Here is a 22,803-nt window from a genome sequence, read left to right on the forward strand (position 1 = left end):
GTTCCGATTGGATGGAATCGGAACATGCCCTCGGTTTTCCCTGCCTGCCGTGATTTCCGAACCTTGGGAATGGGCCATTTCACTGGAGATCGCCCTAGAGGAAATTCCCGCCCTTCATGATCCTGCGCACGCGGCCCTGCACGGGCATGCGGTCGAACGGCGTGTTTCCGGCCTGGGCGGCCATCTTCCCCGAATCCACGATCCACGGCGCGTCCGGATCGATGAAGATCAGGTCGGCGGCGGCGCCCGCCGCGAAGCTGCCGCCGTTGACGCCCAATATCCTTGCCGGGTTGGCGCTGAGCAGCGTCATCAGCCGGTTGAGCGTCACATGCCCGTCCCGCACCAGGTTGAGCGACAGGGCGAGCAGCGTTTCCGCGCCGGCCATGCCGGGGGCGGCGTCCGCGAAGGGCAGGCGCTTGTCCTCCGGCCCGCGGGGATCGTGGCTGGACGTGATGACGTCGACGGTGCCGTCCGCGACCGCTTCGATCGCGGCCTTCCGGTCGTCCTCCGACCGGAGCGGCGGAGAGAGGCGCGCGAAGGTGCGGAAATCCGTCACCGCATTGTCGGAGAGGAAGAGATAGGCCGGGCTGATGCCGCAGGTGATCCTGAGGCCATCCGCCCTGGCCGCGCGGATCAGGTCGAAACCTGCCCGGGTCGTCACCAGCCGGAAATGGATCGCGCCGCCGGTCACCCGCGCCAGCATGATGTCGCGGGCGATCGCCATCGCTTCGGCGCAGGCGGGCGCGTGGGGCAGGCCGAGCCGCGTCGCCGTTTCGCCGCTGGTCGCCACGGCCTTGCCCGCAAGGCCGCTATCCTCCGCATGGGTGATGACGGTGAGGCCAAGGCCCGAGGCATAGGACAGCACGCGCATCATCACGCCGGAATCGGCGATCCACTGGCGTCCGGTGCCGACCGCCTTCGCCCCTGCGGCCTGCATCATGCCGATCTCCGCCAGCTCCGCCCCCTTCAGGCCGCGGGTGGCCGCCGCGATGGGGTGGACCCAGAAGTCGGGCTTGCCCGCCCGCGTCGCCTGGCGGATGAGGCCGGCGTCGTCCAGCGGGGAGGATTGATCGGGCATCAGCGCGGCGCGGGTGATGCCGCCGAAGTGGAAGGCCGGCTTGTCGGTGGCGAAAACGCCGAGGTCGACGAGGCCGGGCGCGACGACGAGGCCCGCCGCGTCGATGGTTTCGGCATCTTGCGGCACGGTGATGTCGCCGGTTGCGAGGATGCGGTCATCCTCGATCAGGATGACGCCGGTGGCGAGGTCATTGCCTGCGGGGTCGGCCAGCTTTCCGTTGATGATGGCGAGTTTGGTCATTTCGGATTCACCTTGCGGCCAATGCCGTCAATCCCCCTGCCTTGCGTTTTGGGATGGGGCGGGAGATGGGTCCCCGCCTTCGCGGGGATGACGGGTGAGGGGGCGGGGATGACTGAGGAGCGGGCGGACGTGGCGAAGGAACGGGCGGGGATGACGAGAGAGGGGCTCGTCATGCCCAACCCTCCACGCCGCGCGCGCCTCTGGTCAGCACGTCCAGGCAGGCCATGCGGATGGCGACGCCCATTTCCACCTGTTCCGTGATGGCGGAGCGTTGCGGGTGATCGGCGACGACGCTGGCGATCTCCACGCCCCGGTTCATCGGGCCGGGGTGCATCACCAGCGCGTCGGGTCTGGCGATGGCCAGCCGTTCCGGCGTCAGTCCGTAGAGCATGTGATATTCGCGCGGGGAGGGGATGAAGGCGCCGTCCATCCGTTCATTCTGGAGCCGCAGCATCATGACGACGTCCGCGCCCTCCAGCCCTTCGTCCATGCGGGTGTAGGGCGTCGCGCCCAGCATCTCGACCTCCGGCGGCATCAGCGTCGGCGGGGCGACGGCGCGGACCTGCGCGCCGAGGGCCGCGAGGCAGAGCATGTTCGAGCGCGCCACCCGGCTGTGCAGCACGTCGCCGCAGATCGCGACGATCAGCCCCTCGAACCCGCCCTTGCGCCGGCGGATGGTGAGGGCGTCGAGCAGGGCCTGGGTCGGATGCTGGTGCCAGCCGTCGCCCGCGTTCAGCACGGGGCAGTCCACCTTGTCCGCGATCAGCGCGACCGCGCCGGAGCTGGCGTGGCGGATGACGATCACGTCGGCGGCCATGGCGTTGAGCGTCATGGCGGTGTCGATCAGCGTCTCGCCCTTCTTCACGCTGGACTGGCCGGCGTGCATGTTGACGACGTCGGCGCCCAGGCGCTTGCCCGCGATCTCGAAGGACAGCAGCGTGCGCGTGCTGTTTTCGAAAAAGGCGTTGATCTGGGTCATGCCGGCCAGCCGGTCGTCATGCTTGCGCGCGCCGCCCCGGTTGCTCCTGGCCCAATGTTCCGCCTCATCGAGGAGGAAGCGGATTTCCCATGGCTTGAGGTCCGCGATGGAGAGCAGATGCCGATGCGGGAACAGCGCCCGGCCGGTCAGGTCGCCCCCTTCAAGATCGGACTGGGTGGAGGAAACGGGGATGTCGGGCATGAGCCGACGCTTTAGGCGAGGGTGGGGAAGAGGGCAAGTATGCTCCCCTTCCTGCGCGGCAGGTTCAGCCCCGTCCGAGCCAGCGGCCCAGCAGCGCGCCGTCCTTCATCACCTCCCGCGCGGCATTGTGGCCGGGCGCGCCGGTCACGCCGCCGCCCGGATGGGTGCCCGCGCCGCACATGTAGAGGCCCTTCAGGGGTCCGCGATAGGCGCCGTGGCCCAGGACCGGGCGCGCCGCCCAGAGCTGGTCCAGGGTCATGTTGCCATGCATGATGTCGCCGCCGACCAGCCCGAATTTCCGTTCGAGGTCGAGCGGGGAGAGAATGTCCCGCGCGATCACCGATCGGGCGAAGCCGGGCGCATGGGCGTCGACCGTGGCGACGATGCGATCCGCCGCCGCCTCCCGCTCATCGTCCCAACGGCGTCCGTCGGGCAGGACCGGCGCGAATTGCTGGCAGAAGAGGCTGGCCACATGGCAGCCGGCCGGGGCGAGGCTTTCGTCCACGGTCGAGGGGATCAGCATCTCCACGATCGGCTCGCGCGACCAGCCTTCGCGCTTCGCGTCCATATAGGCGCGGTCCATATAGTCGAGCGTGGGCGCGATGATGATGCCCGACTGGTGATGTTCGCCCATGCCGGGCAGGCAGGTGAAGTCGGGCAGGGACGACAGCGCGACATTCATGCGGAAGGTGCCCGACGCCGTTTTGAACCCGCGGATGCGCCTCAGGAAATCCGGCGGCAGGTCGGCGGGGTCCATCAGCCGCTCGTAGAGCAGTTTCGGTCCGACATTGGCGATGACGGCCCTGCCCATCACCTCCTCGCCGCTTTCCAGCCGGACGCCCACGGCGCGCGCGCCGTCGACCAGCACGGATGCGACCGGCGCCTCCAGGCTGATTTCCACGCCGAGGCCACGCACCACCTGCGCCATGATCCGGGTGATCGTGCCCATGCCGCCGACGCTGTGGCCCCAGGCGCCCTTCTTCCCGTTCACCTCCCCGAAGACATGGTGCAGCAGCACATAGGCGCTGCCCGGCGCGTCGGGGGAGGCATAGTTGCCCACGATCGCGTCGAAGCCGAAGGCGGCCTTCACCGCCTCGCTCTCGAACCAGCCGTCGAGGAAGCCGCGTGCCGAGCGGGTGAACAGTTCCAGCACGTCGCGCTGCTGTTCCAGCGTCAGGCTGCCCATTCGCCGTCCCTGCCGGAGCGCGGCGGCGATCATCGCCAGCCCGTCGCCCGCATTGGGCGGCGCCTTCAGCGTCATGTCGCGCAGCAGGTCCGCCACCACCTCCAGCGCGTCATAATAAGCGGGGAGGGTGGCGGCGTCTTTCTGGCTGAACTTCGCGAATTCCGCCTGCGTCCGCTCCAGCCCGCCGCCCAGCTTCAGATAGCGGCCGTCCGGCTGGGGGAAGAAATTGCTGATCGGCCGTTCGAGCACGCGATAGCCATGTTCGGCCAGCCGCATGTCGCTTATCACCTTGGGGTGGAGCAGGCTGACCGTGTAGCTTGCCACCGAATTGCGGAAGCCTGGGTGGAACTCCTCCGTCACGGCGGCGCCGCCCACGATAGCGCGCCGTTCCAGTATCCGCACCCGGTAGCCGGCCCGCGCCAGATAGAAGGCGCAGACCAGCCCGTTATGCCCGCCGCCGATGATGACCGCGTCATAGGCCCCGGTCATGCCGCCCGGCTCCATCCCGGGGCCGGGGCGCGATGCAGCCGCGCCTGCGGAATGATCCGCCGCATCCGCGCGCAGAAATGGCGGAGCGCGACCTCCTGCGTCGACAGGGGGCCGACGGTGAAGCTTTCCGAGGAAAGGCCCGCCTGCACCCGGTCCAGCAGGGCGCTGTCCTCCGCATTCACCCGCCGGTTGATCCGCCAGTTGAGGTAGCGGGCGGCCTTCATTTCCCGCCGCTCGTCAGGAATCGCATAGGGAACCTCCCGGATCAGCGATCGGGTGGGGGACAGCGGCAGCCACTGCATGAAGTCCACCTGGTCGGGATATATGTCGAAGGCGATATTGGGCCACAGCCTGAAATAGGTCCAAAGCCGCTGCCGCTCATCCCCCAGATGCGGTATGCGCGGCAGGAAATGCTGATAGGCCCGCTCGGACGGGTTGGAGGAGGGCTGGCGGAGGATCGGCCCGCACATCCGGTCGGCATGGGCGCCGGTTTCCACCCGATAGCCCTCCCCCATCAGGCGCCGCAGTCCGGGATGCGCGACCGCGATATGCAGCCCGTCCGAATAATTGTCCCCGATGATCTTCCAGTTCACCGCGCGGGGCCGCAGCGTCATGCGCCCCATGGCCCTCAAGTCCGCGAAGCGATAGGCCGCGATCTCCTGACCATGGGGCGCCATCATCTCCGCGACGCCGGGGCCGCCGTCATCCTCCAGCCTGACGAAGAGAAAGCCGTGGAAATCCTCGACCTCCACGGCGTGGAGCCCATGGCGGGCGGGGTCGAAGTCGTAGCCGGCCTTCAGCGGCACCCCGGTCAGGCGGCCCCGGTCGTCATAGGTCCAGCCATGATAGGGGCAGGTGAGCTTCCTGGCGCAGCCCGCGGCGGCGTCCACGATCCGCGCGCCGCGATGGCGGCAGACATTGGCGAAGGCGCGGATGACGCCGTCCCCGCCCCGGATCAGGATGACGCTTTCCCCGATATAGTCCAGCGTGCGGAAATCGCCGGGAGCGGGAATGTCGCTTTCATGCGCCACGATCTGCCAGGAGGGGCGGAATATCCGGCGCAGCTCCAGCTCGAAAAATTCGGGATCGCGATAGGTCCATGCCGGCAGGCTCCATGCCGCATCCGGGTCCGCCAGTTGCCCGCCTTCCTCCACTATCCCGCGCCCCACCCCAGCCGATAGATTTTACGTATGTATAACAACCTCGTTTTTCCGGCAATGGCGGCGGTCGGACCTGTCCTAAGCCGTTCTTTCCGGCACCTCGCCCCAGTCGGCCAATAGGCTGTCCCGGCTGGCCACCGCCTCCCACGGAAAGACGAACCAGTCCTTCGTCGCGTCCCGGTCGATCGTTTCCGCGCGATAGTCCACCGTGGCGGCGGACCGGATATTGTCGATCAGGACCGCGAAGCGCACCCCTGCGGCGGGAGCGGCCGCCAGGGCATTGCGCACGGCATTGATCGTCCGTCCGCTGTCGTTGATGTCGTCGACGAACAGCAGCGTTTCGCCTGTCGCCACGCGCTGCGCCAGGCCGGCCAGCAGCGCCTCTCCGAAATCGGGCAGCTTCGCCGACAGGTCGACCGACAGCATGGCGAGGCCGGTCGCATGGCTGAGATAGGTGGCGGGCACCAGGCCGCCGCGTCCGATGCCCACCAGATAATCGGGCCGCCATTGCGACGCCGCCAGCGCGCGGGCCAGCGCATCGATCTGGGCCAGGAACGCATCCATGGTGACAGGGGTCAGGATCGGCTGGCCCATCGCGTCAGCCCGCCGCCGCCAGACGGGTTTCGGCATCCGCCGCCGCGCCGTAGCGGCGGGCGAGGAAGGCGCAGGCCATCAACTGTATCTGGTGGAACAGCATGACCGGCAGCAGGATCGGCCCCACCGCACTGGCGGGGAACAGCACCCCGGCGATGGGCACGCCCGACGCCAGGCTCTTCTTCGATCCGCAGAATTGCAGCACGATCGCGTCCTCCCGCGACAGGCCGAGCAGCCGTCCCAGCAGCAAGGTGAAGACCAGCACGACGACCAGCATGGCGATGCAGATCGCGGCCAGCAGCAGCAATTCGCCGCGCGACACCTTCTGCCACAATCCTTCCACCACCGCCGCGCTGAAGGCGGAATAGACCACCAGCAGGATCGATCCGCGATCCACCCGCCCCAGCATCGCCTTGTGCCGGCTGACGAAGCCGCCGATCCATGGCCGGGACAGGTGGCCGATGACGAAGGGCAGCAGCAGTTGCAGCACGATGTCCTCGACCGAAGAGAGCGAGATCAGGCCGCCCGTTCCGTTCTTCTCCATCGTCAGCGCGACCAGCAGCGGCGTCAGGACGATGCCCAGCAGGTTGGAGAAGGATGCGCTGACCACCGCCGCCGCGACATTGCCCCGCGCAATGGCGGTGAAGGCGATCGAGGATTGCACCGTGGAGGGCAGCAGCGTCAGGAACAGCAGCCCCGCCCGCATCGAAGGCGGGATCGCCGCCGCCTGCTGAGTCGCCAGGCCGATCAGGGGAAAGACCGCGAAGGTCGTTCCCAGGGTCGCCAGGTGCAGTTTCCAGGCCCGGGCGCCGTTCCAGATCGCCTCCCGCGACAGCTTGGCGCCGTGCAGGAAGAAAAGCAGGACGATGCCCGCATCGGCCGCCGCCCCGGCCAGGCCGGCGGCTTCCCCGCGGGCGGGCAGCAGGGAGGCGAGCGCCACCGTGCCGATCAGCAGCAGCAGGAAGGGGTCCAGTATCTCGCGCAGGCGTTGCATGGGTCGCCTTTAGGCAGGATGGACGGAAAAGGATAGACGCGCTCGTGCCGATGCGCCAACAGTCGCGACGAACCAAGAGGCCCGCGACACGGCGACATCCGTGACAAGGGCGGAAGAACAGCAAGGAGACTCCGGTCGTGAGCGAAGGGATAGCCATTGTCGAAAATCAGGGCGTCGTCGAAATCCACATCGACCGGCCGGAAAAGAAGAATGCGCTGACCGCCGACATGTACCGCACCATGACCGCCGCGCTGGCCGACGCATCCGCGCGGGACGGGATCGGCGCCGTGCTGTTCGCGGGCAAGGGCGACGCCTTCTGCGCGGGGAACGACCTTAAGGATTTCATGTCCGGTCCGCAGGGCGGGGAAGCGGCCTTCGCCTTCATCCGCGCCATCGCCGCCTTCGACAAGCCGGTGGTCGCCGCCGTGCAGGGTCTGGCCGTGGGAGTGGGGACGACCATGCTGTTCCATTGCGACTTGGTCTATGCGAGCCCCGACGTGCGGTTCATCATGCCCTTCGTCAATCTGGGGATCGTGCCGGAGGCGGGCTCCAGCCTGCTGGCGCCGGCCATATTGGGCTATGCCAAGGCGGCGTCGATGCTGCTTCTGGGCGAGCCGATGGATGCGCAGACCGCCGACCATGCGGGTTTCGTCACGGCGATCGTCCCGGCAGACGCGCTGCTGGACCATGCCCGGCAGAAGGCGGCGTTGCTGATGACCAAGCCGCCCCAGGCGCTTGCCGCCACGCGCCGGCTGATGAAGGGCGATCCGGCGGCGCTGAACCAGCGGATCGAGGAGGAGGCGCGCCTGTTCCAGCAGACGATGCAATCCGCCGAGGCGCAGGAGGCGTTCGCCGCCTTCTTCGAGAAGCGCGCGCCGGTGTTCCGCCGCTAGAGCGCGCTGCGTTAAATCCTGCGCAGGCCGCGCGCGCATCGTGCGCAAAACCGGTTCCCGCTTTTGCGCACGATGCTCTTAGCGTCCCGCCGCTGCGGAGGATTCCGCTATGGCTGCATCGGATCGGCTGCGGGTCGGCTGCTCCCGGCGCGCCCTAAGGCTTGCCGAAGCGGATTTCGCTGACGATGACGGCGGCGACCACCAGCGCGCCGCCCAGCAGGGCGCTGGCGGGCAGGCGGTCGCCCGCGATCCAGCCGATCAGGCCCGCCCAGACGGGCTCTCCGGCATAGATCAGCGTTGCACGGGTGGCCGACACGCTGCGCTGCGCCCAGTTCATCACCAGCTGGATCAGCGCCGTCATCAGGCCCAGCCCGCAGGCCGACAGCATGACGATCCAGTTGATGGGCGGGACGGCCTCTCCGGCCGGAACCATGCAGGCGAAGGCGAGCAGGGACGTCACCGCCAACTGGATGAACGTCACCCGCGCCACATCGACGCGGCCCGCCCAGAGGCTGATGAAGATGATCTCCAGCGCGATGGCGAGCGTGCTGATGAGCGTCAGCGCCTCCCCCCGGCCGAGCGACAGCCCGTCCCGCGGCGCGGCGATCAGCAGCAGTCCCGCAAAGGCCAGCGCCACGCCGATCCAGCTTGCGAGGCGCGGCCGCCTGCGCAGGACGATCCATTGCAGGATGGGGACCAGCGGCACATAGGCCGCCGTGATGAAGGCGGAGGTGCTGCTGGGGATCGTCCGCAGGCCCCAGGTCTGGAGCGTATAGCCGGTGAAGATGCCGCAGCCGATCATCGTCCCCGCCAGCCATTCCCGCCGCGTGACGCCGCGCAAGACCGGCAGGGCGAGGGGGAGGGCGATCAGGGCGGCGGTGCCGAAGCGCAGTCCGACGAAGAACAGCGGTCCGCTGTGCCGCATCGCCTGATGCACGATCAGGAAGGTGCCGCCCCACAGCAGGGTGATGCCGATCAGCGCCAGTTCCGGGCGCCCGATCATCAGCCGGGAGGGGGTTTCGGGTGCGGCGCCGTGCATGCCGTCGCTGGTGCTGCGGATGGCCGCTCAGGTCAAGCGCCGCTCCCGTCCGGTCGGCAGGGCGCGGCGTTTTTTCCGATCCTTTTCCCAGGTCCCTTTCCGTGCCGTCAGTCGTTGCGGATGTCGCTGCCCGCGCGTTCCATCGCCGCGCCGACATCCCGCTTCGCTTCGCGCGCCTCCCGCTCCGCATCGCGGGAGGCCTTGTCCATGGCCGCGCCGAGGCGGCCGGAACCTTCGTCTATCGCATTGCCCGCCTCGTCCAGGCCGCGGTCGAGCCTGTCACCCGCCCGGTCGACCGTATTGCCGACGTCGCTGCCGATCGCGGAGCCGGCATTTTCCAGATTGTCGGCCGCCTTTTCCGAACAGGCCGATGCGCCGAGGACGGTCAGCGCCGACATGGCGGTCAAGAATGATGTGCGCATGGGTTCACCCTTATCTTGCCTTCAACAAAGAGCAGATAAGCGCCCCTGCGGCGATAAGGTTGCGCAACGATCCTTCACCGGCCGCGCAGGCCGAACACCATGGACCGGTCCTGATCGGGGATCAGCCCCTCCAGCACGCGCCAGAAGCCGGTGACGGAGCCCTGCCCCGCCTGGGCATAGGCGGCGGCCATCTTTTCCCGCAGGGCGCGGAACAGCTCCGCCTCCAGCGCGACGCCGGCTGGGCTCAGCCGCAGCAATTTCTGCCGCCGGTCGCTGGCGCCTTGCCGGGTTTCGATATAACCCTGCTCGATCAGGTCGTTGAGCACGCGGCCCAGCGACTGCTTGGTGATGGCGAGCAGGCGCAGCAGGTCCTTGACGGTCAGGTCGGGCTGGCGCGAGATGAAATAAAGGGCGCGGTGATGCGCCCGGCCCAGCCCCTGCGCGGCGAGCCCTTCGTCGATCGAGCGGGTCAGCGCGGAATAGCCGAAATAGAGCATCTCTATGCCGCGCCGGATCTCATCCTCGCGCAGGAAAAGCGGTGAAGCGGGCGCGATCTGGGATGTCGGGACGGGGGATGGGGAATGGGGCGCGGACATGCCGGTCGGTTCCAGGCTGAGAGGAAAGGGCGCGCGCATATTGGCGGTTCCGGAAAATAATGACTAGGCTTTCCTTTCGCGCAACAGGCGCTATATGGCGGTCCGCGCCGGCGATGTCCGGGCGATGCTGGGGCGTAGCCAAGCGGTAAGGCAGCGGTTTTTGGTACCGCCATGCGCAGGTTCGAATCCTGCCGCCCCAGCCACATATTCCGACATGACGAGGTACTTTTCGGCCGCTCGCTGGAGCTGGCTCAAATGGCGCGGTTCCGATGCGGAAGCGATCTGCGAGGCGTTGACCCGACCCACCATGCGTTTGATCGGGGCCTGAGACGCGCGAATGGCGTTATGGCGAGCGGCATCCAAAAGCCGCATAAACAGGTCGGACACATGGCCGCACCAACCAGCTCGGCAAAGTTCATAAACCCTTGCCAACGGAGGGCCGTCCACACAGGATCGATGTTCCAAATTGCAGCCAGTGGTCGAAAGCGTGGCCTGCTATCGGATTGTCGCCGGTTCCAGCCATCCGCGATAATGGACCAGCCGCCCGATCAGGGGCAATGCGATGGGCACATCGAAATGGAAGCGCCCGCCTTCGGCCCATTCGCGGGCGGGCGAACGCGGGGCAAGCCATGTTGGCAAGGGCAGGGGACCGATCCACCAACGCCGCATGACCATGGTCAATCCCTGAGCGTCGCCGGGAAGATCGAAGGCGAAGCGGAACGGGCCGAAGCGCTCGACAAGCCAGCGGCCCCGTTGGCTGAGATGGCTCTGAAAGCGTCGCCCTCCAAAATTGCGGGTCCAGCTTTCGCGGCCGTCGGCTTCATGGAAATGAACATACAGGCGATGAGTACCGGCTTTGGGAAAGCCCACGATCCGCGCGATCAATGCCGCGGCCGGGTTCGACGCGCCGGTCACCGTGGCTTCGCCCGCTGCGCCGCCATCGCGAAACACATCATGAATGGCGCGCACCTCCGGGGGGAGCTGTCCGAAGCGGTCACCCATGATGCGGTCATACAGGGACGGCGGAGCAGGCAGTTCCGCCGTATCGCGCTGGATGGCCAGCTTTTCGAAGGCATCGGCATAATCGCTCAGCGTCAGCGCCTCTGCGGCATCGCGGGCGCCTGCGGCTTCCTGTCCCGACAGGATGCGCGCTACGATGGGCACCACGGACAATGTCGGTATTTCCGGGCCATCGCCCCGGTCGGCGATCAGCGTCCATCGGCGCTCGACCTTTTGGCCAGCCACGTCACCGAACAGGCGCACGATCATGGCGGAGCGATCGCTGCCCAGCGACCGGGTCAGGGATTGGAAAGGGTGAAGGAAACGCGCGAGCGGCGCGAGAGTCGCGACGAGCCGCCAACGCACCAGCCAGCTGGCGAGCCAGAGCGCCCAATTCTGGAACCGGAGTTCCGTACCCGCCCGGAAGGTGACGGCCGGGCGTCCCGCCAGCCTTTCGGGCAGAAGGGCGAGGTCGGGCACATCAACAAGCGCGACCTTGCGACCTGTGATCGCCTCCGTTCCCGCGCATCGGAACTGGACGGAACGCATCTCCTGCCATCCGAAGGCTTTCGCCCAGTGCTGACCGCGCCAGATGCGCAGGGGCTGGCCGACCTGTCCTGCTATGGCGGCGGAAACCGCCGGACCTGCCGTCGCCTTGTTGGATGCGCTGATCGCCATCTCGACCGCGCGCACCCTGTCCATGCCTTGCGCCAGATGACGCACCGCCGCGCCCGACAGCGCCGGCACGCTCGAAGCGCCGGAGAGGAGGATGACGCCTGCGGCTCTGGCGGCATCGTCCAGCGCCCCGATGCCGCACACAAAATCGCGGCTGTCGGCGATGTCGACATAGTGAACCCCGGCAGCAATGCAGGCTTTGGGGATGGCATGATCCATCGCCTGAAAGGGGCCTGAGGCATCCACCACCATGTCCGGCCTATGCTCCTCCAATGCGGTGGCGATCCGACTGCGATCCAGTGCCAGCGGCATCAGGCTGGGCGCATCCCCGCAAAAGGCGCGGGCCTTGTCGATGGACCGTCCAGCGACCAGCACCTCATGCCCTGCAGCGGCGAGACGCCGCGCGATGCGCCCGCCAAAGCCGCCATAGCCGCCAAGGAGCAAGATCCGGCTCACAGGATGCGGCGGGCCTGTTCCGTTGTCGGGATCCAACAGGTCGACCGCTTCCCGAACAGCCGATAACGATGGCGCGCAATCCAGCGATAGACGGGATCGCGCAGCCAGCGCGGAACGATACGGAATGCCGCCAGCCCATCCCAGGGGCGGTCCAGACCCGCCCATATGGCCAGCACCGCATCGCTGTCCCGCAAGGCGCGGCCGTCTTCCACCACGATCAAGCTTTCCGGATTGGCCGGGTCGATCCCGAACTGGCGGTAGAGCGCGGCCCCAATGTCACCTTGCATGGACGCGAGCCGAAAGCGACCGGCGCGGTCATGGCGCAGCACGAAAGCGGCATTGGCGGAGCAGAGCACGCACATGGCGTCGAAGACGATGATGGGGCCGTCGCTATCGCTCGACGCATCGTTCATGCAGCCTCCGCCAAGGGCATCCCAACCGTCCAATCGCCATCCAGCCCCAGTGGCGGCAGGGGATTGCCGACCAGCCCGCTGACCATCGCCGCCTGTATGGCGGTGGCCGGCCAGAGCTTGGACAAGGGGCCGACCACGCGGTCGCGAATCAACGGCAGCAGACGGCTGTCCGATTGATAGACCGGGGTGAACAGTGCGGTGAGCCATTGATAGGTCAGCACATGGCGACGGCGCAGTTCGATGGCGTGCCGAATCCCTTCATCGACACTATCCTTCTTTGCTAGACCCTTGGCCAGCGCCCAGGCGTCGAGCAACGCCATGTTGGCGCCCTGTCCCAGCTGAGGGCTGGCGGAGTGCCAGGCATCGCCGATATGGATCAGCGCCGGTTCCGCCGGAGCCGCAAGGGTCCGATGGGCGTAGCGGGCGAAGGTCAGTTGGTCAGCATCATGAATCTGATCGAGCAGCGGCATGCAGTCGGGCCATAGCTTGGCAACCTGCGCCTTCCATGGCGCCAGCCCGGTCTCGCGCCAATCGTCCAGCCGGTCCGCGCGGAGCGACCAGAAGAAAGCAGCTTTGGGCATCGTCGCACCGGGCGGCGTTCCGATGGGCAGGACTCCCGCCATGATGCTGGCGCGCTCGTAACGCTGTGCGAGTGCGTGGGGATCGAATGCGGCGGTCTGCGGCCAGTCGAGGCTTGCCCAAAGCGCGCCATAGGCCAGTTCCCGACCCGTGGGCGGCGCCAGCGCTGTGCGCGTGCCCAGCGCATCGACGACGAGATCATAGGGGCCACTCGTCTCTCCATCGGCAAAATGTAGCGCGCGCTTCAGCCCGACCGGGGCGCTCCCCGTCAGCGTGCGGCCGGTATGGACGGTGATTCCCGCCTGCAGGACGGCGTCATGCAGGATCGCGAACAGGCTGGCACGATGGATGCCAATGCCGAACATTTCCCGGTGGCGAAGGGCTGCATAATGGACGTCGAGGACAATCCGCCTGCCCGCCTTGCCGAAAAGGCGATCGACCCGCGCGCCCCGCGCCCGAGCCTCCTCCAGCAATCCCAATTGAAACAAGACCGCCATGCCCGTGGGCTGGAGCATCAAGCCGGACCCGATGGGTCGAGGCGTATCGAAGCGTTCGAACAGCGTTACATGATGTCCGGCACGATGAAGCAGCAGCGCCGCCGCCAGTCCGCACGGCCCGCAGCCCGCGATCGCAATGTCCAGCCCCCGCATGGTCGCTGTCTAGCTGAGTATACCGTCCTATCCAATAGGAGTGCCACAAGCGTTTAAATCAGCATCCTAGGGCGTGTGGGGATTCAGCCCATCACCCCTCCTTTGCGCCAAACGGACTTTCCTCCCGCCTGACGACGGTGCGGCGTGACAGAGCCGTCCTTACGCGATCCGCCAGCTCCTCGCGGCGATAGGGCTTGCCGATCACGTCGAGCCGCGTGCCGCGCGGGATGTCGGCGACCAGATCCTCATTATAGCCCGTGGTCATAAGCACTGGCGTTTCCGGATATAGTTCGTTGAACTTCTCGACCAGTTCCAGGCCGCTCATGCCACCCGGCATGACCATATCGGTGAAGAGCAGGTCGACCTTGATATTCTCAAGCTTCAGGAGGGCTTCCTCGCCGCTTGCGACAGGAATGACCCGGTACCCGATCGCAGCCAGTTGCTCGCTCGCCAGCGCGCGGACATCGTCACTGTCTTCGACCAGCAGGATCGTCTGTCCTCCGGCTTCGCCCGAAATCGCCGGCGCTGGCATGGGCCGCACGGGGCCGGACACGACCTCTTCGGGCGGCGCGACGGGAAAGAGCAGCCGCATCGTCGTTCCCTGCCCCGGCTCGGAGTCGATTTCCAGACGGCCGAGCGACTGCTGCACAAAGCCGTGGACCATTGCCAGGCCAAGGCCGGTGCCGCGCTCCTTGCCCTTGGTGCTGAAGAACGGTTCGGTGGCGCGTTGGCGAACCTCGGCGCTCATGCCATGGCCTTCGTCGCGGATGCTCAACACGACATAATCCCCTTCGGGAAGGCCATGCGCCGCCGCGTTGCCGTTCAGCTTCCAAAGCTCGGTCGCGATCGTCACGGTGCCGCCGCCCGGCATCGCGTCGCGGGCGTTGATCAGGATGTTGAGCACCGCCATCTCAAGATGCGTGGGGTCGATCTGCACCGCCGGGAGCCGGCGCTCCAGCGCGGTGACCAGCCTGATCTGCGGCCCCACGGTATTGTCGATCAAATCGCCGAATTCGTGGATCAGCTCGTTCATGTTGATCCGGCGCGGCTCGAGCCGGGTCTTGCGCGCGAAGGCAAGCAACTGGCGCGTCAGCCTCGCGCCGCGCTCGGCAGCGCGGGCAGCATTGCCCAGCATCCGTCGCTGGGCATCGTTCAGATCGTCTCCGAGCACGATGTCGAGATTGCCTGTCACCACCTGCAGCAGGTTGTTGAAATCATGCGCCAGGCCGGCAGTCAGTTGTCCGATCGCCTCCATCTTCTGCGCCTGACGAAAAGCCTGTTCAGAGGAGCGCCGACGCGTGACGTCAAGCTGGCTGGCGAAGAAATAGAGGAGCGTGCCGTCGTCGTCATAGACGGGCGCCACGAACACCGCGTTCCAGAAGGGACTGCCGTCGCGGCGATAGTTCAGGATTTCGGTGGAAATCGCTTCCTGCGCCCTTACGGCTTCGCGAAGGGCGCGGACGGTTTCCCTGTCGGTGTCGGCCCCCTGCAGGAAACGGCAATTGCGGCCGACGACTTCGCTTTCCTCATAGCCTGTCAGATCGAGAAACGCTTTGTTGGCGAAGACGATGGGATTGTCGTCCTGGCGCGGATCGGTAAGGATCATCGGCATCCGCGTCATCTGCAAGGCAGCGAAGAACACCGTACCGCGCTGGTCGAGCCCAGGTTCCGCCACGGTCGACCGCTTCCAGTGATGCGTCGGTCGGGCGCCTGTCGGACTATAGGAGCTGGTGTCTTCCAGATCGCCGGCTGGCTCGCCGGTCGCTTCGTTGGGATTGACGGGCGCTTCTGCGCCATCCTTGTCGGCCACGGGCTACCTCAAATCAGTTTCAACATCGCAATAAATCTTCACCGGCGATCTGGTTGCCATGAGTCTTCGATCGAGATTATCGGCCCGGTCCGACCGTCCCGTCTGCAACCAGTTCGGGCGTTTTGCGTTTGCGTCCGGCATCAGAAGAATTTTTCCCGGGGGGTCGATGAAAAAGCCAGAACCGTCGCGCGCGATCAGCGCTGACGAATGGCGCCAGATCGTCGATGGCGCGGTTGGCACGGCGATCGTCACCACCGATCTCGAAGGCCGGGTGACGAGTTGGAACGAGGGCGCGTCCCGGATGCTGGGCTGGACCGCCTCTGAGGTTCTGGGTGAGACGCTGGAGCGCCTGTTCCCCCCCGGAGAGGGCGCCTCGGCGCTCCGACAAGAGATGACCGACGCGCTGACCGTCGGCCGTGGCGGCGGAACGGAAGGTTGGCGCATTTGCCGCGACGGATCGCAGATATGGGCCGTAGGCGAAATGTCGCCGATCCGCGATCAGGCCGGTTCCGTGGTCGGATTCACGAAGATTTTGCACGACCGCACGAAAAGCAGGGAAGCGCAGGAGGCGATCTCCGAAGAGCGGCGCGCGCTGGAGATACTCAATCGGGCCGGCTCCGCGCTGGCGGCCAAGACCGATCTTCAGGAACTCGTCCAGATCGTCACCGATGCGGGGGTCGAACTGACCGGCGCCGAATTCGGCGCCTTCTTCTACAATGTCGAGAATGAGGCCGGGGAGAGCTACATGCTCTACACCCTGTCCGGGGCGCCGGCCGAGGCCTTCTCCAAATTTCCGATGCCGCGCAACACATCGGTGTTCGCGCCGACCTTCTCAGGCGAAGGGATCGTTCGCTCCGACGATATAACCAGGGACCCGCGTTACGGGCAGAATGCGCCACGCAAGGGCATGCCCGAGGGACATCTGCCCGTGCGCAGCTATCTGGCCGTGCCGGTCATTTCGCGTAGCGGAGAGGTGATCGGGGGCCTGTTCTTCGGCCATGCCGATATCGGCGTCTTCGACGATCGGTCGGAACGGGGCCTGGAAGGCCTGGCGGCCGAGGCGGCCGTCGCAATCGATAATGCCAGGCTGTTTCAGGCGCTCGAACGCGAACTCACACAACGGCGGAAGGCGGAGAGCGAGCTGGCCGACAGCGAGGCGCGCTTGCGGCTGGCCACGGAAGCGGCTGAAATCGGCACCTGGGACTACCACCCCGCCTCGAACGAACTTCGGTGGGATGTTCGGTGCAAGCAACTCTTCGGTTTATCCCCGGAGGCGGCAGTCACCTATGCGGGCTCCTTCATCGCGGGAATTCATCCGGACGACCGGGAGCGCGCGGATGAGGCCGTCCGGCGAGCGATCGATCCCGAGGGCATGGGCCGCTACGACATAGAATATCGCACCATCGGTATCGAGGACGGACGGCAGCGGTGGATTTCCGCGAACGGCCGCGCGCTCTTCGATACCGACCAGGGAACGCGGTTTGTCGGGACCGTGATCGACATTACCGAGCGGAAGGCGACCGAGGACAGGTTGCACCAGCTTAACGAGCGGCTGGAAGAACAGGTCGAGGCCGAAATCCGCAAACGCGCGGAAGCGGAAGAGGCGCTGCGCCAGTCGCAGAAGATGGAGGCGATAGGACAACTCACCGGCGGGATCGCCCACGACTTCAATAACCTGTTGGCAGGCATCATCGGCAGCCTGGAAATCATCGAAAGGCGCATTTCCGAAGGCCGGACCGAGGGTATCGAACGCTTCATCAACGGTGCGCAGACCTCCGCCCGGCGCGCCGCGGCGCTGACCCAGCGGCTCCTCGCCTTCTCTCGTCGCCAGACCCTCGATCCCAAACCGACCGACGTGAACCGGCTGGTCTTCGGCATGGAGGACCTCATCGCCCGCACCGTCGGCCCGGCCATCAAGGTCGAGGTCGTCGGCGCGGCGGGCCTCTGGCCAACCAGGATCGACACCGTCCAGCTCGAAAGCGCGCTCCTCAATCTCGCCATCAACGCTCGCGACGCCATGCCCGACGGCGGCAAACTGACGATCGAGACCGCGAACAAGTGGCTGGACAATCGCGCCGGGCGGGAACGCGACCTGCCGCCGGGGCAGTATATCTCGGTGTGCGTCACCGACACGGGGACAGGCATACCGAAAGACATCGCCGACCGGATATTCGATCCGTTCTTCACGACCAAGCCGATCGGTCAGGGCACGGGTCTGGGTCTTTCCATGATCCATGGTTTCGTGCGACAGTCCGGCGGCCAGGTTCGCGTCTACAGCGAAGCGGGGCAGGGAACGACGATGTGCCTCTATCTGCCCCGCTACTCCGGCGATGTCGCGGACGATGCCGCGGCGGCGGAATCGCCGATTCCGGAAACGGGCGCCGGGGAAACCGTGCTCGTGATCGACGACGAACCGACCGTTCGCATGCTCATAGTAGAGGTGCTCGAAGACGCTGGATATGTCGCGCTCGAAGCCGAAGATGGCCCCTCAGGGTTGAAAATCCTTCAGTCCGACGTCCGGGTCGACCTGCTCATCACCGATGTCGGATTACCCGGAGGCATGAACGGCCGACAGATCGCCGACGCGGCCCGCGTCGGTCGCCCGGACCTGAAGGTGCTTTTCGTAACCGGGTTCGCGGAGAATGCCGCTGTCGGCAACGGGCATCTTGAGAGGGGCATGGAGGTTATCACCAAACCATTTGTGATGACCGAACTCGCGAACAAGATCACCGACATGATCGAACATCGGCACTTCGGCGCCTGATCGACGCCGATCTCCGGCCGCATCGGTCAAAGGTCATCTTGAGGGGCGTGGCATGAAATAGCTGACCGTCCGGACCCGAGGACCGAAAATTAGGAATAGCGCGTTGTTTCGTCTGTTTCTATGGCTCATTACTGCCAGACGGCATATTCACCATGGGGATGGACGACAGCCAGCAGCCGGTCGTGCCCCGGCCCCGACCATAGCCGCAGTTCGAACTGCCGCGCGGTCTCATTCAGTTCCATCCGGAGCCAGAAGAACGGCGCATCGGCCGTCGCGGCAGCGGCATGGCTCTCCAACGTCGCAAGGATTTGCGCCTGCTCGACCGGCAGGATATATTGCCAGACCACCGAGTGGAACACGACCGTCGCGAAGCCAGTCTTAGGTGCCGCGCGCTGCACGAAACGCGCTGCATTCTCGGCCTCGACCACCAGCGAACCGCTTTGACCCAGCGCGACCGCCGCCTGCAGGCGTTCCATTCTCTCCCGCTGCTCAGCCCAGCAATAGGACAGCAGACGGGTGGCATCGGCCGTCTGCCGGATGTCGATCGGGCGACGGTCGCAGGCATGCCGCTCCGCCACGATCAAGTCCCGGTCCAGCGAGGGTGCCGCTCCTTCCCATCGGCTTGAGACAATCACGGAACTGGCCGGATCGCCCCAGATCGTCCCGCCGATCTCATAGCGAAACGCATCCCACAGGCTGTTCAGCCCCGCGCTCGCGCCCAGTTCAAAGCAGCGTAGCGGGAGCCCGGCCTCGCGCTCGATCGTCAGGAACCCGCCCAGCAGGCATGCCGAGCGCCGCACCTCATTGGTCTGCGGCTCATGTGTCAGAATGGCGGCCACCGGCCCGGCATGGTCGATCAGCACCTGCTCCGCCGTCACCCAAGCCTGTTCCGGATCCTCTGCCGCAGGCGGGTAGCAGGCTGCCAGAGCGGGCGCTTGCCCGCTCAGCACCAGATAATGCAGGCTCGCCAGCAGCCGGAGCGCGACGGCATCGCGCACCAGTCGATCGGCCGGAACCCCGCTCCAGTCCGCCAGCAGATGCGACACTATCCCGCCCGGGATGATGGCCCTGCCCGCGCGTTCCAGCACAGCCGCGCTGAACGGCGCACCCAGCGTCGCGCAGGCATGAGATTGGCGTTCAAAGGCTTCCAAAAGCGTGTTCGACATGGCGGTCTCCCGGATATTCGCTTGCCCGGAAAAGCCCCCATCGACATTGATCGGTCAATCTTGATAAATATAATCAATATGAAAGAGGGCGATTGGATATCCGCCGAGGAGGCGCAGTTGCGCCTGGGCGTTCGCGCGCAGACGCTCTATGCCTATGTCAGCCGCGGGCATGTTCAGGTGCGTGCCCATCCAGCGGACGCGCGCCGCAGCTTGTATCGTGCGACCGATGTGGATGAACTCGCCGTCCGCAACGGGCGCAGCCGCAAGCTGGCGGATGTGGCGTCCGCCGCCATCGCCTGGGGCGAGCCCGTCCTGAGTTCGGCGATCACCACGGTGCGCGCCGGCCGTTTCTTCTATCGCGGCCATGATGCCGTCGGACTAGCGGAGGATCGGCCGCTCGAAGCCGTCGCTCGCCTGCTGCTCGGCGAAGACCAACCCGGCGCCGACAACATGGAGCGAACCCCACCGCCCGACCATGTCGATCTCCACCATCGCCTCTACCAGATGCTGGCGGGGCGTGCCGCGGCCTCGCCGCCGATGCTGGGGTCGAGCGACGGTATGATTGCTGCCGAAGCGGCGCTGCTGCTGGACCTCGTCGCGGATGCGGCCGCTGGCGCTGTCCTGCCTGGCCCGATCCATCAGCGGCTGGCGAACAGTTGGGGCGCCGACCCCCATGGCGCGACGGCCGACATCATCCGCCGCATGCTGATATTGGTCGCCGATCATGAATTGAACGCCTCCACTTTCGCGGCGCGCGTGACCGCATCGACCGGCGCCGCGCTGGCCGCCGCTGTCCTTTCCGGCCTTTCGACGCTTTCCGGCCCGCGCCATGGCGGCATGAGCGCCATGGCGCGGCGTTTCGCTGTGGAGGCTGAGCTGCATGGCGCGCGGGACGCTGTCCACGCGCGGCTGGTTGAGGGGCGGTCCCTGCCGGGTTTCGGCCATCCACTCTATCCGCAGGGCGACATAAGGGCGAAAGCGCTGCTCGACGGCTTCGAACTGCCCGCCTCGCTGGCGGCATTGCGGGCAGCGGCGAAGGATCTGGCCGATGTCGAACCCAATATCGACTTCGCCATGATGGCTATCTGCCTGTCCTGCGGCCTGCCTGCCCAGGCGCCCTTTGCCCTGTTCGCGACAGCGCGCAGCGCAGGCTGGATCGCCCATGCCGTTGAACAAAACCGGACGGGCAAACTGATCCGGCCCCGTGCTCGCTATGTGGGGCCGGAACCGCTGATCGGGTCGGATTGACGGAACGGGCCTTGGCCGCGACACGGCTGTGCTTCAAGCCTCCATGCGGTCCGGCGTGTCTCCCTTGGCGACCCGCAGCAGCAGATAGCCAAGCAAGCCGGAAAGCAGGGAGCCGGCGAGAATGCCGATCTTGGCTTCGGCCTGGAGCATCGCGTCGTTCGAAAAGGCGAGAAGCGTGATGAACAGGCTCATCGTGAACCCGATCCCGCACAGGAGCGCCGTGCCCAGCATCTGGAGGCGGCCCGCATGAGCAGGCATGTCGGCCATGCCGAGCCGGATGGCGAGCATCGATGCGCCGAACACACCCACCACCTTGCCGACCAGCAGGCCTAGCCCGACGCCCAGCGTGACCGGCGCGACAAGGGCCTCCGCCCGAAGGCCGAGAAGGGGAACGCCCGCATTCACCAGCCCGAAGAGCGGCACGATCAGGAAGCCCACCGGCCAGTGCAGCAGATGTTCGAGTCGATGGAGTGGGCTATGTTCCTCCAGATCCGGTTTGCGGGGCGTCCCTTGCAGCGGAATGGCGAAGGCGAGGATCACGCCCGCCAATGTCGCATGGATGCCCGAGCGCAGGACGAAGAGCCACAATAGCGTGCCGATGAGCAGATAGGGAATGAGCCGGCGCACGCCGGAACGATTGAGCGCGAACAACAGGATGGTGACGGCCGCCGCGCCGCCGAGGTCGATCAGCGAGAGTTTTGCCGTGTAGAAGAAGGCGATGATGACGACCGCGCCAAGATCGTCGATGATGGCGAGCGCGGTGAGGAAGACGCGCAAGGAAATGGGAACGCGGTTGCCCAACAGCGCGATCACGCCCAGTGCGAAGGCGATGTCCGTCGCCGCCGGGATCGCCCATCCCCGCGCGGTCGCACCGCCGTTGAACGCCAGATAGACGAGCGCGGGCACCGCCATGCCGCCCGCCGCCGCAATGCCGGGCAATATTCGACGGGGCCAGGTGGAGAGTTGCCCGTCCATCACCTCCCGCTTGATCTCCAGCCCGACGAGCAGGAAGAAGACCGCCATCAGCCCGTCATTGACCCAGTGATGCAGGGACAATGGGCCAATCCGGCTGTGCAGCAGATGTTCATAAGCCCGACCGAGGGGTGAATTGGCGATCAGCATCGCCAGCGCGGCCGCGACCATGAGAATGATGCCGCCGGAGGCCTGTCCTTTGAGAAACTGGCGCAGGGCGCTGAGCGGCTTCACACGCAAGAGGGCCATCGAGAAAACTCCCGGCAAGTCATCAGCCCGCTGGCGGCCCGACCAACGGCTATCAACCTGCCCGCCCGACAGCCGAAGCGAACACCCGTCGCCGCTATGGCAAATGCGCTCGTGGCGCACAACCATATCCCGAAGTCAGGCGACGGGTCGCGGAGGATGAGGAGGGAGCATGGGACGCTTTCCTGATCCCTGAACCGGGCGCGGCAACTGAATCGACGCTGTCGCCTCTTCCGCATGCAACGGATTGTGCTCGATCAATGATGATCGGCCCAACGGTCTGCTACCCTTGCCGGGCAGGTGGGGCAGAAGATTACAGCCAATTAAATTGCGCAATGCTGCGGGAGGGGCGAAGGAGGGGCATCGGATCGGAAAGGCGCCCAAGGATGGAAGGCGGGCTGGAGACTGTCTATCATAGCTGCCGCGCCGAACTGCTGCGCTTTCTGCTGGCGCGCACCGGCAGTGCGGCGGAGGCCGAGGATATTCTGCAGGACATATGGCTGCGGGTCGGTCAGGGCCGAAGCGGTCCTGTCGCCAATGGGCGCGCCTATCTCTATCGGGTCGCGCAGAATCTGGTGCTGGACCGCCTGCGGGAGGCGCGGCGGCGCGCGGTGCGGGAGCAGGGTTGGATGGAGATGGCCGCCGGCGTGGACCTGCGGCATGCCGATCCCGCCGATCCGAACGCCGATGCGCTGGCGCAGATGACCGAGCGGGAGGAGGTGGCGCGGCTTGCTTCCGCGATCGCCAACCTGCCTGCCGGGGCGCGACGCGCCTTCCAGTTGCACAAGCTGGAGGGGCTGTCGCATGACGAGGTGGCGCAGCGGCTGGGGATCAGCAGGAGCGGGGTCGAGAAACATATGGCGGTCGCGATGAAATATCTGCGCCGGGCCCTGAGCGAGGACTGAGGCGGAGCGGGCATGATGGCGTCACAGCGGGACACAGGAGCATGAGCGG

At 66.4% G+C, this 22,803-nt stretch carries 19 protein-coding genes and 1 tRNA gene; 5 read left to right on the forward strand and 15 right to left on the reverse strand.

Annotation, left to right across the window (positions count from 1 at the left end; genetic code table 11):
• Positions 1-94 precede the first annotated feature (94 nt).
• The 6 genes from TZ53_RS13995 to TZ53_RS14020 all read right to left on the reverse strand — a co-directional run bounded on the left by TZ53_RS13995 (position 95) and on the right by TZ53_RS14020 (position 6,921).
• On the reverse strand, positions 95-1,318 hold the full coding sequence (locus TZ53_RS13995; protein ID WP_044661679.1) for a dihydroorotase: 1,224 nt from the start codon (positions 1,316-1,318) through the stop codon (positions 95-97).
• A gap of 169 nt (positions 1,319-1,487) precedes the next feature.
• Positions 1,488-2,498 (reverse strand): aspartate carbamoyltransferase catalytic subunit, encoded by a 1,011-nt coding sequence (locus TZ53_RS14000; RefSeq protein WP_025550847.1) that lies wholly within the window; start codon positions 2,496-2,498, stop codon positions 1,488-1,490.
• 64 nt (positions 2,499-2,562) lie between these two features.
• Positions 2,563-4,173, reverse strand: coding sequence for a phytoene desaturase family protein (locus tag TZ53_RS14005; protein ID WP_044663050.1), 1,611 nt, complete (start codon positions 4,171-4,173; stop codon positions 2,563-2,565).
• Positions 4,170-5,342 carry an aromatic ring-hydroxylating oxygenase subunit alpha gene (locus TZ53_RS14010; RefSeq protein ID WP_371873078.1) on the reverse strand — a complete coding sequence of 391 codons (1,173 nt, stop codon included), beginning with the start codon at positions 5,340-5,342 and terminating at the stop codon, positions 4,170-4,172. Before TZ53_RS14010 ends, TZ53_RS14005 begins: the two co-directional genes overlap by 4 nt.
• Positions 5,343-5,411: 69 nt before the next feature.
• The gene (locus tag TZ53_RS14015) at positions 5,412-5,927 is read right to left on the reverse strand and encodes a phosphoribosyltransferase (RefSeq protein WP_044661681.1); all 516 of its coding nucleotides are present in this window, start codon (positions 5,925-5,927) and stop codon (positions 5,412-5,414) included.
• A 4-nt stretch (positions 5,928-5,931) separates the two neighbouring features.
• The gene (locus TZ53_RS14020; RefSeq protein WP_044661682.1) at positions 5,932-6,921 is read right to left on the reverse strand and encodes a bile acid:sodium symporter family protein; all 990 of its coding nucleotides are present in this window, start codon (positions 6,919-6,921) and stop codon (positions 5,932-5,934) included.
• Between the two features lie 137 nt (positions 6,922-7,058).
• Here TZ53_RS14020 and TZ53_RS14025 point away from each other — a divergent pair, with 137 nt between their 5' ends.
• Positions 7,059-7,814, forward strand: coding sequence for an enoyl-CoA hydratase-related protein (locus tag TZ53_RS14025; protein ID WP_025550838.1), 756 nt, complete (start codon positions 7,059-7,061; stop codon positions 7,812-7,814).
• A gap of 154 nt (positions 7,815-7,968) precedes the next feature.
• Here TZ53_RS14025 and TZ53_RS14030 read toward each other — a convergent pair whose 3' ends face one another.
• The 3 genes from TZ53_RS14030 to TZ53_RS14040 form a co-directional block, all read right to left on the reverse strand.
• Positions 7,969-8,853 (reverse strand): DMT family transporter, encoded by an 885-nt coding sequence (locus TZ53_RS14030; protein WP_025550836.1) that lies wholly within the window; start codon positions 8,851-8,853, stop codon positions 7,969-7,971.
• Positions 8,854-8,960: 107 nt separating this feature from the next.
• On the reverse strand, positions 8,961-9,275 hold the full coding sequence (locus TZ53_RS14035; RefSeq protein ID WP_044661683.1) for a hypothetical protein: 315 nt from the start codon (positions 9,273-9,275) through the stop codon (positions 8,961-8,963).
• Between the two features lie 74 nt (positions 9,276-9,349).
• Complete coding sequence (locus TZ53_RS14040) at positions 9,350-9,871, reverse strand: MarR family winged helix-turn-helix transcriptional regulator (RefSeq protein ID WP_025550834.1); 522 nt, start codon at positions 9,869-9,871, stop codon at positions 9,350-9,352.
• Between the two features lie 128 nt (positions 9,872-9,999).
• Here TZ53_RS14040 and TZ53_RS14045 point away from each other — a divergent pair.
• Positions 10,000-10,074, forward strand: a tRNA-Gln gene (locus TZ53_RS14045).
• A 292-nt stretch (positions 10,075-10,366) separates the two neighbouring features.
• On the opposite strand, the gene TZ53_RS14050 is transcribed toward TZ53_RS14045, so the two are convergent.
• The 4 genes from TZ53_RS14050 to TZ53_RS14065 form a co-directional block, all read right to left on the reverse strand.
• On the reverse strand, positions 10,367-12,001 hold the full coding sequence (locus tag TZ53_RS14050; protein ID WP_044661684.1) for an SDR family oxidoreductase: 1,635 nt from the start codon (positions 11,999-12,001) through the stop codon (positions 10,367-10,369).
• Complete coding sequence (locus TZ53_RS14055; protein WP_044661685.1) at positions 11,998-12,414, reverse strand: thiol-disulfide oxidoreductase DCC family protein; 417 nt, start codon at positions 12,412-12,414, stop codon at positions 11,998-12,000. Before TZ53_RS14055 ends, TZ53_RS14050 begins: the two co-directional genes overlap by 4 nt.
• Entirely contained in the window at positions 12,411-13,643 is a 1,233-nt protein-coding gene (locus tag TZ53_RS14060; protein WP_044661686.1) for an FAD-dependent oxidoreductase, read from the reverse strand. The genes TZ53_RS14055 and TZ53_RS14060 overlap by 4 nt, the downstream gene beginning before the upstream one ends.
• A gap of 91 nt (positions 13,644-13,734) precedes the next feature.
• Entirely contained in the window at positions 13,735-15,453 is a 1,719-nt protein-coding gene (locus TZ53_RS14065; protein WP_044661687.1) for a histidine kinase famiy protein, read from the reverse strand.
• Between the two features lie 166 nt (positions 15,454-15,619).
• Here TZ53_RS14065 and TZ53_RS14070 point away from each other — a divergent pair, with 166 nt between their 5' ends.
• Complete coding sequence (locus TZ53_RS14070) at positions 15,620-18,217, forward strand: PAS domain S-box protein (RefSeq protein ID WP_044661688.1); 2,598 nt, start codon at positions 15,620-15,622, stop codon at positions 18,215-18,217.
• Between the two features lie 128 nt (positions 18,218-18,345).
• Here TZ53_RS14070 and TZ53_RS14075 read toward each other — a convergent pair whose 3' ends face one another.
• The gene (locus TZ53_RS14075; RefSeq protein ID WP_044661689.1) at positions 18,346-19,383 is read right to left on the reverse strand and encodes a DUF2332 domain-containing protein; all 1,038 of its coding nucleotides are present in this window, start codon (positions 19,381-19,383) and stop codon (positions 18,346-18,348) included.
• 78 nt (positions 19,384-19,461) lie between these two features.
• On the opposite strand from TZ53_RS14075, the gene TZ53_RS14080 reads away from it, so the two are divergent.
• Positions 19,462-20,631 (forward strand): citrate synthase, encoded by a 1,170-nt coding sequence (locus TZ53_RS14080; protein WP_044661690.1) that lies wholly within the window; start codon positions 19,462-19,464, stop codon positions 20,629-20,631.
• 33 nt (positions 20,632-20,664) lie between these two features.
• On the opposite strand, the gene nhaA is transcribed toward TZ53_RS14080, so the two are convergent.
• Positions 20,665-21,852 carry a Na+/H+ antiporter NhaA gene (gene nhaA / locus TZ53_RS14085; protein ID WP_044661691.1) on the reverse strand — a complete coding sequence of 396 codons (1,188 nt, stop codon included), beginning with the start codon at positions 21,850-21,852 and terminating at the stop codon, positions 20,665-20,667.
• Positions 21,853-22,235: 383 nt separating this feature from the next.
• Here nhaA and TZ53_RS14090 point away from each other — a divergent pair, with 383 nt between their 5' ends.
• Positions 22,236-22,754 (forward strand): RNA polymerase sigma factor, encoded by a 519-nt coding sequence (locus TZ53_RS14090; protein ID WP_044661692.1) that lies wholly within the window; start codon positions 22,236-22,238, stop codon positions 22,752-22,754.
• Positions 22,755-22,803: the final 49 nt, after the last annotated feature.

The sequence above is a fragment of the Sphingobium sp. YBL2 genome, from assembly GCF_000943805.1.
In the GTDB taxonomy this organism is placed as follows: domain Bacteria; phylum Pseudomonadota; class Alphaproteobacteria; order Sphingomonadales; family Sphingomonadaceae; genus Sphingobium; species Sphingobium fuliginis.

What these genes read in the sequence shown, in the direction of transcription:
- TZ53_RS14030 (WP_025550836.1), bottom strand. Translation starts at nt 8,853, where the DNA reads ATGCACGGCGCCGCACCCGAAACCCCCTCCCGGCTGATGATCGGGCGC.
- TZ53_RS14080 (WP_044661690.1), top strand. Translation starts at nt 19,462, where the DNA reads ATGAAAGAGGGCGATTGGATATCCGCCGAGGAGGCGCAGTTGCGCCTG.
- TZ53_RS14075 (WP_044661689.1), bottom strand. Translation starts at nt 19,383, where the DNA reads ATGTCGAACACGCTTTTGGAAGCCTTTGAACGCCAATCTCATGCCTGC.
- TZ53_RS14035 (WP_044661683.1), bottom strand. Translation starts at nt 9,275, where the DNA reads ATGCGCACATCATTCTTGACCGCCATGTCGGCGCTGACCGTCCTCGGC.
- TZ53_RS14000 (WP_025550847.1), bottom strand. Translation starts at nt 2,498, where the DNA reads ATGCCCGACATCCCCGTTTCCTCCACCCAGTCCGATCTTGAAGGGGGC.
- TZ53_RS14055 (WP_044661685.1), bottom strand. Translation starts at nt 12,414, where the DNA reads ATGAACGATGCGTCGAGCGATAGCGACGGCCCCATCATCGTCTTCGAC.
- TZ53_RS14070 (WP_044661688.1), top strand. Translation starts at nt 15,620, where the DNA reads ATGAAAAAGCCAGAACCGTCGCGCGCGATCAGCGCTGACGAATGGCGC.
- TZ53_RS14060 (WP_044661686.1), bottom strand. Translation starts at nt 13,643, where the DNA reads ATGCGGGGGCTGGACATTGCGATCGCGGGCTGCGGGCCGTGCGGACTG.
- TZ53_RS14015 (WP_044661681.1), bottom strand. Translation starts at nt 5,927, where the DNA reads ATGGGCCAGCCGATCCTGACCCCTGTCACCATGGATGCGTTCCTGGCC.
- nhaA (WP_044661691.1), bottom strand. Translation starts at nt 21,852, where the DNA reads ATGGCCCTCTTGCGTGTGAAGCCGCTCAGCGCCCTGCGCCAGTTTCTC.
- TZ53_RS13995 (WP_044661679.1), bottom strand. Translation starts at nt 1,318, where the DNA reads ATGACCAAACTCGCCATCATCAACGGAAAGCTGGCCGACCCCGCAGGC.
- TZ53_RS14040 (WP_025550834.1), bottom strand. Translation starts at nt 9,871, where the DNA reads ATGTCCGCGCCCCATTCCCCATCCCCCGTCCCGACATCCCAGATCGCG.
- TZ53_RS14090 (WP_044661692.1), top strand. Translation starts at nt 22,236, where the DNA reads ATGGAAGGCGGGCTGGAGACTGTCTATCATAGCTGCCGCGCCGAACTG.
- TZ53_RS14020 (WP_044661682.1), bottom strand. Translation starts at nt 6,921, where the DNA reads ATGCAACGCCTGCGCGAGATACTGGACCCCTTCCTGCTGCTGCTGATC.
- TZ53_RS14005 (WP_044663050.1), bottom strand. Translation starts at nt 4,173, where the DNA reads ATGACCGGGGCCTATGACGCGGTCATCATCGGCGGCGGGCATAACGGG.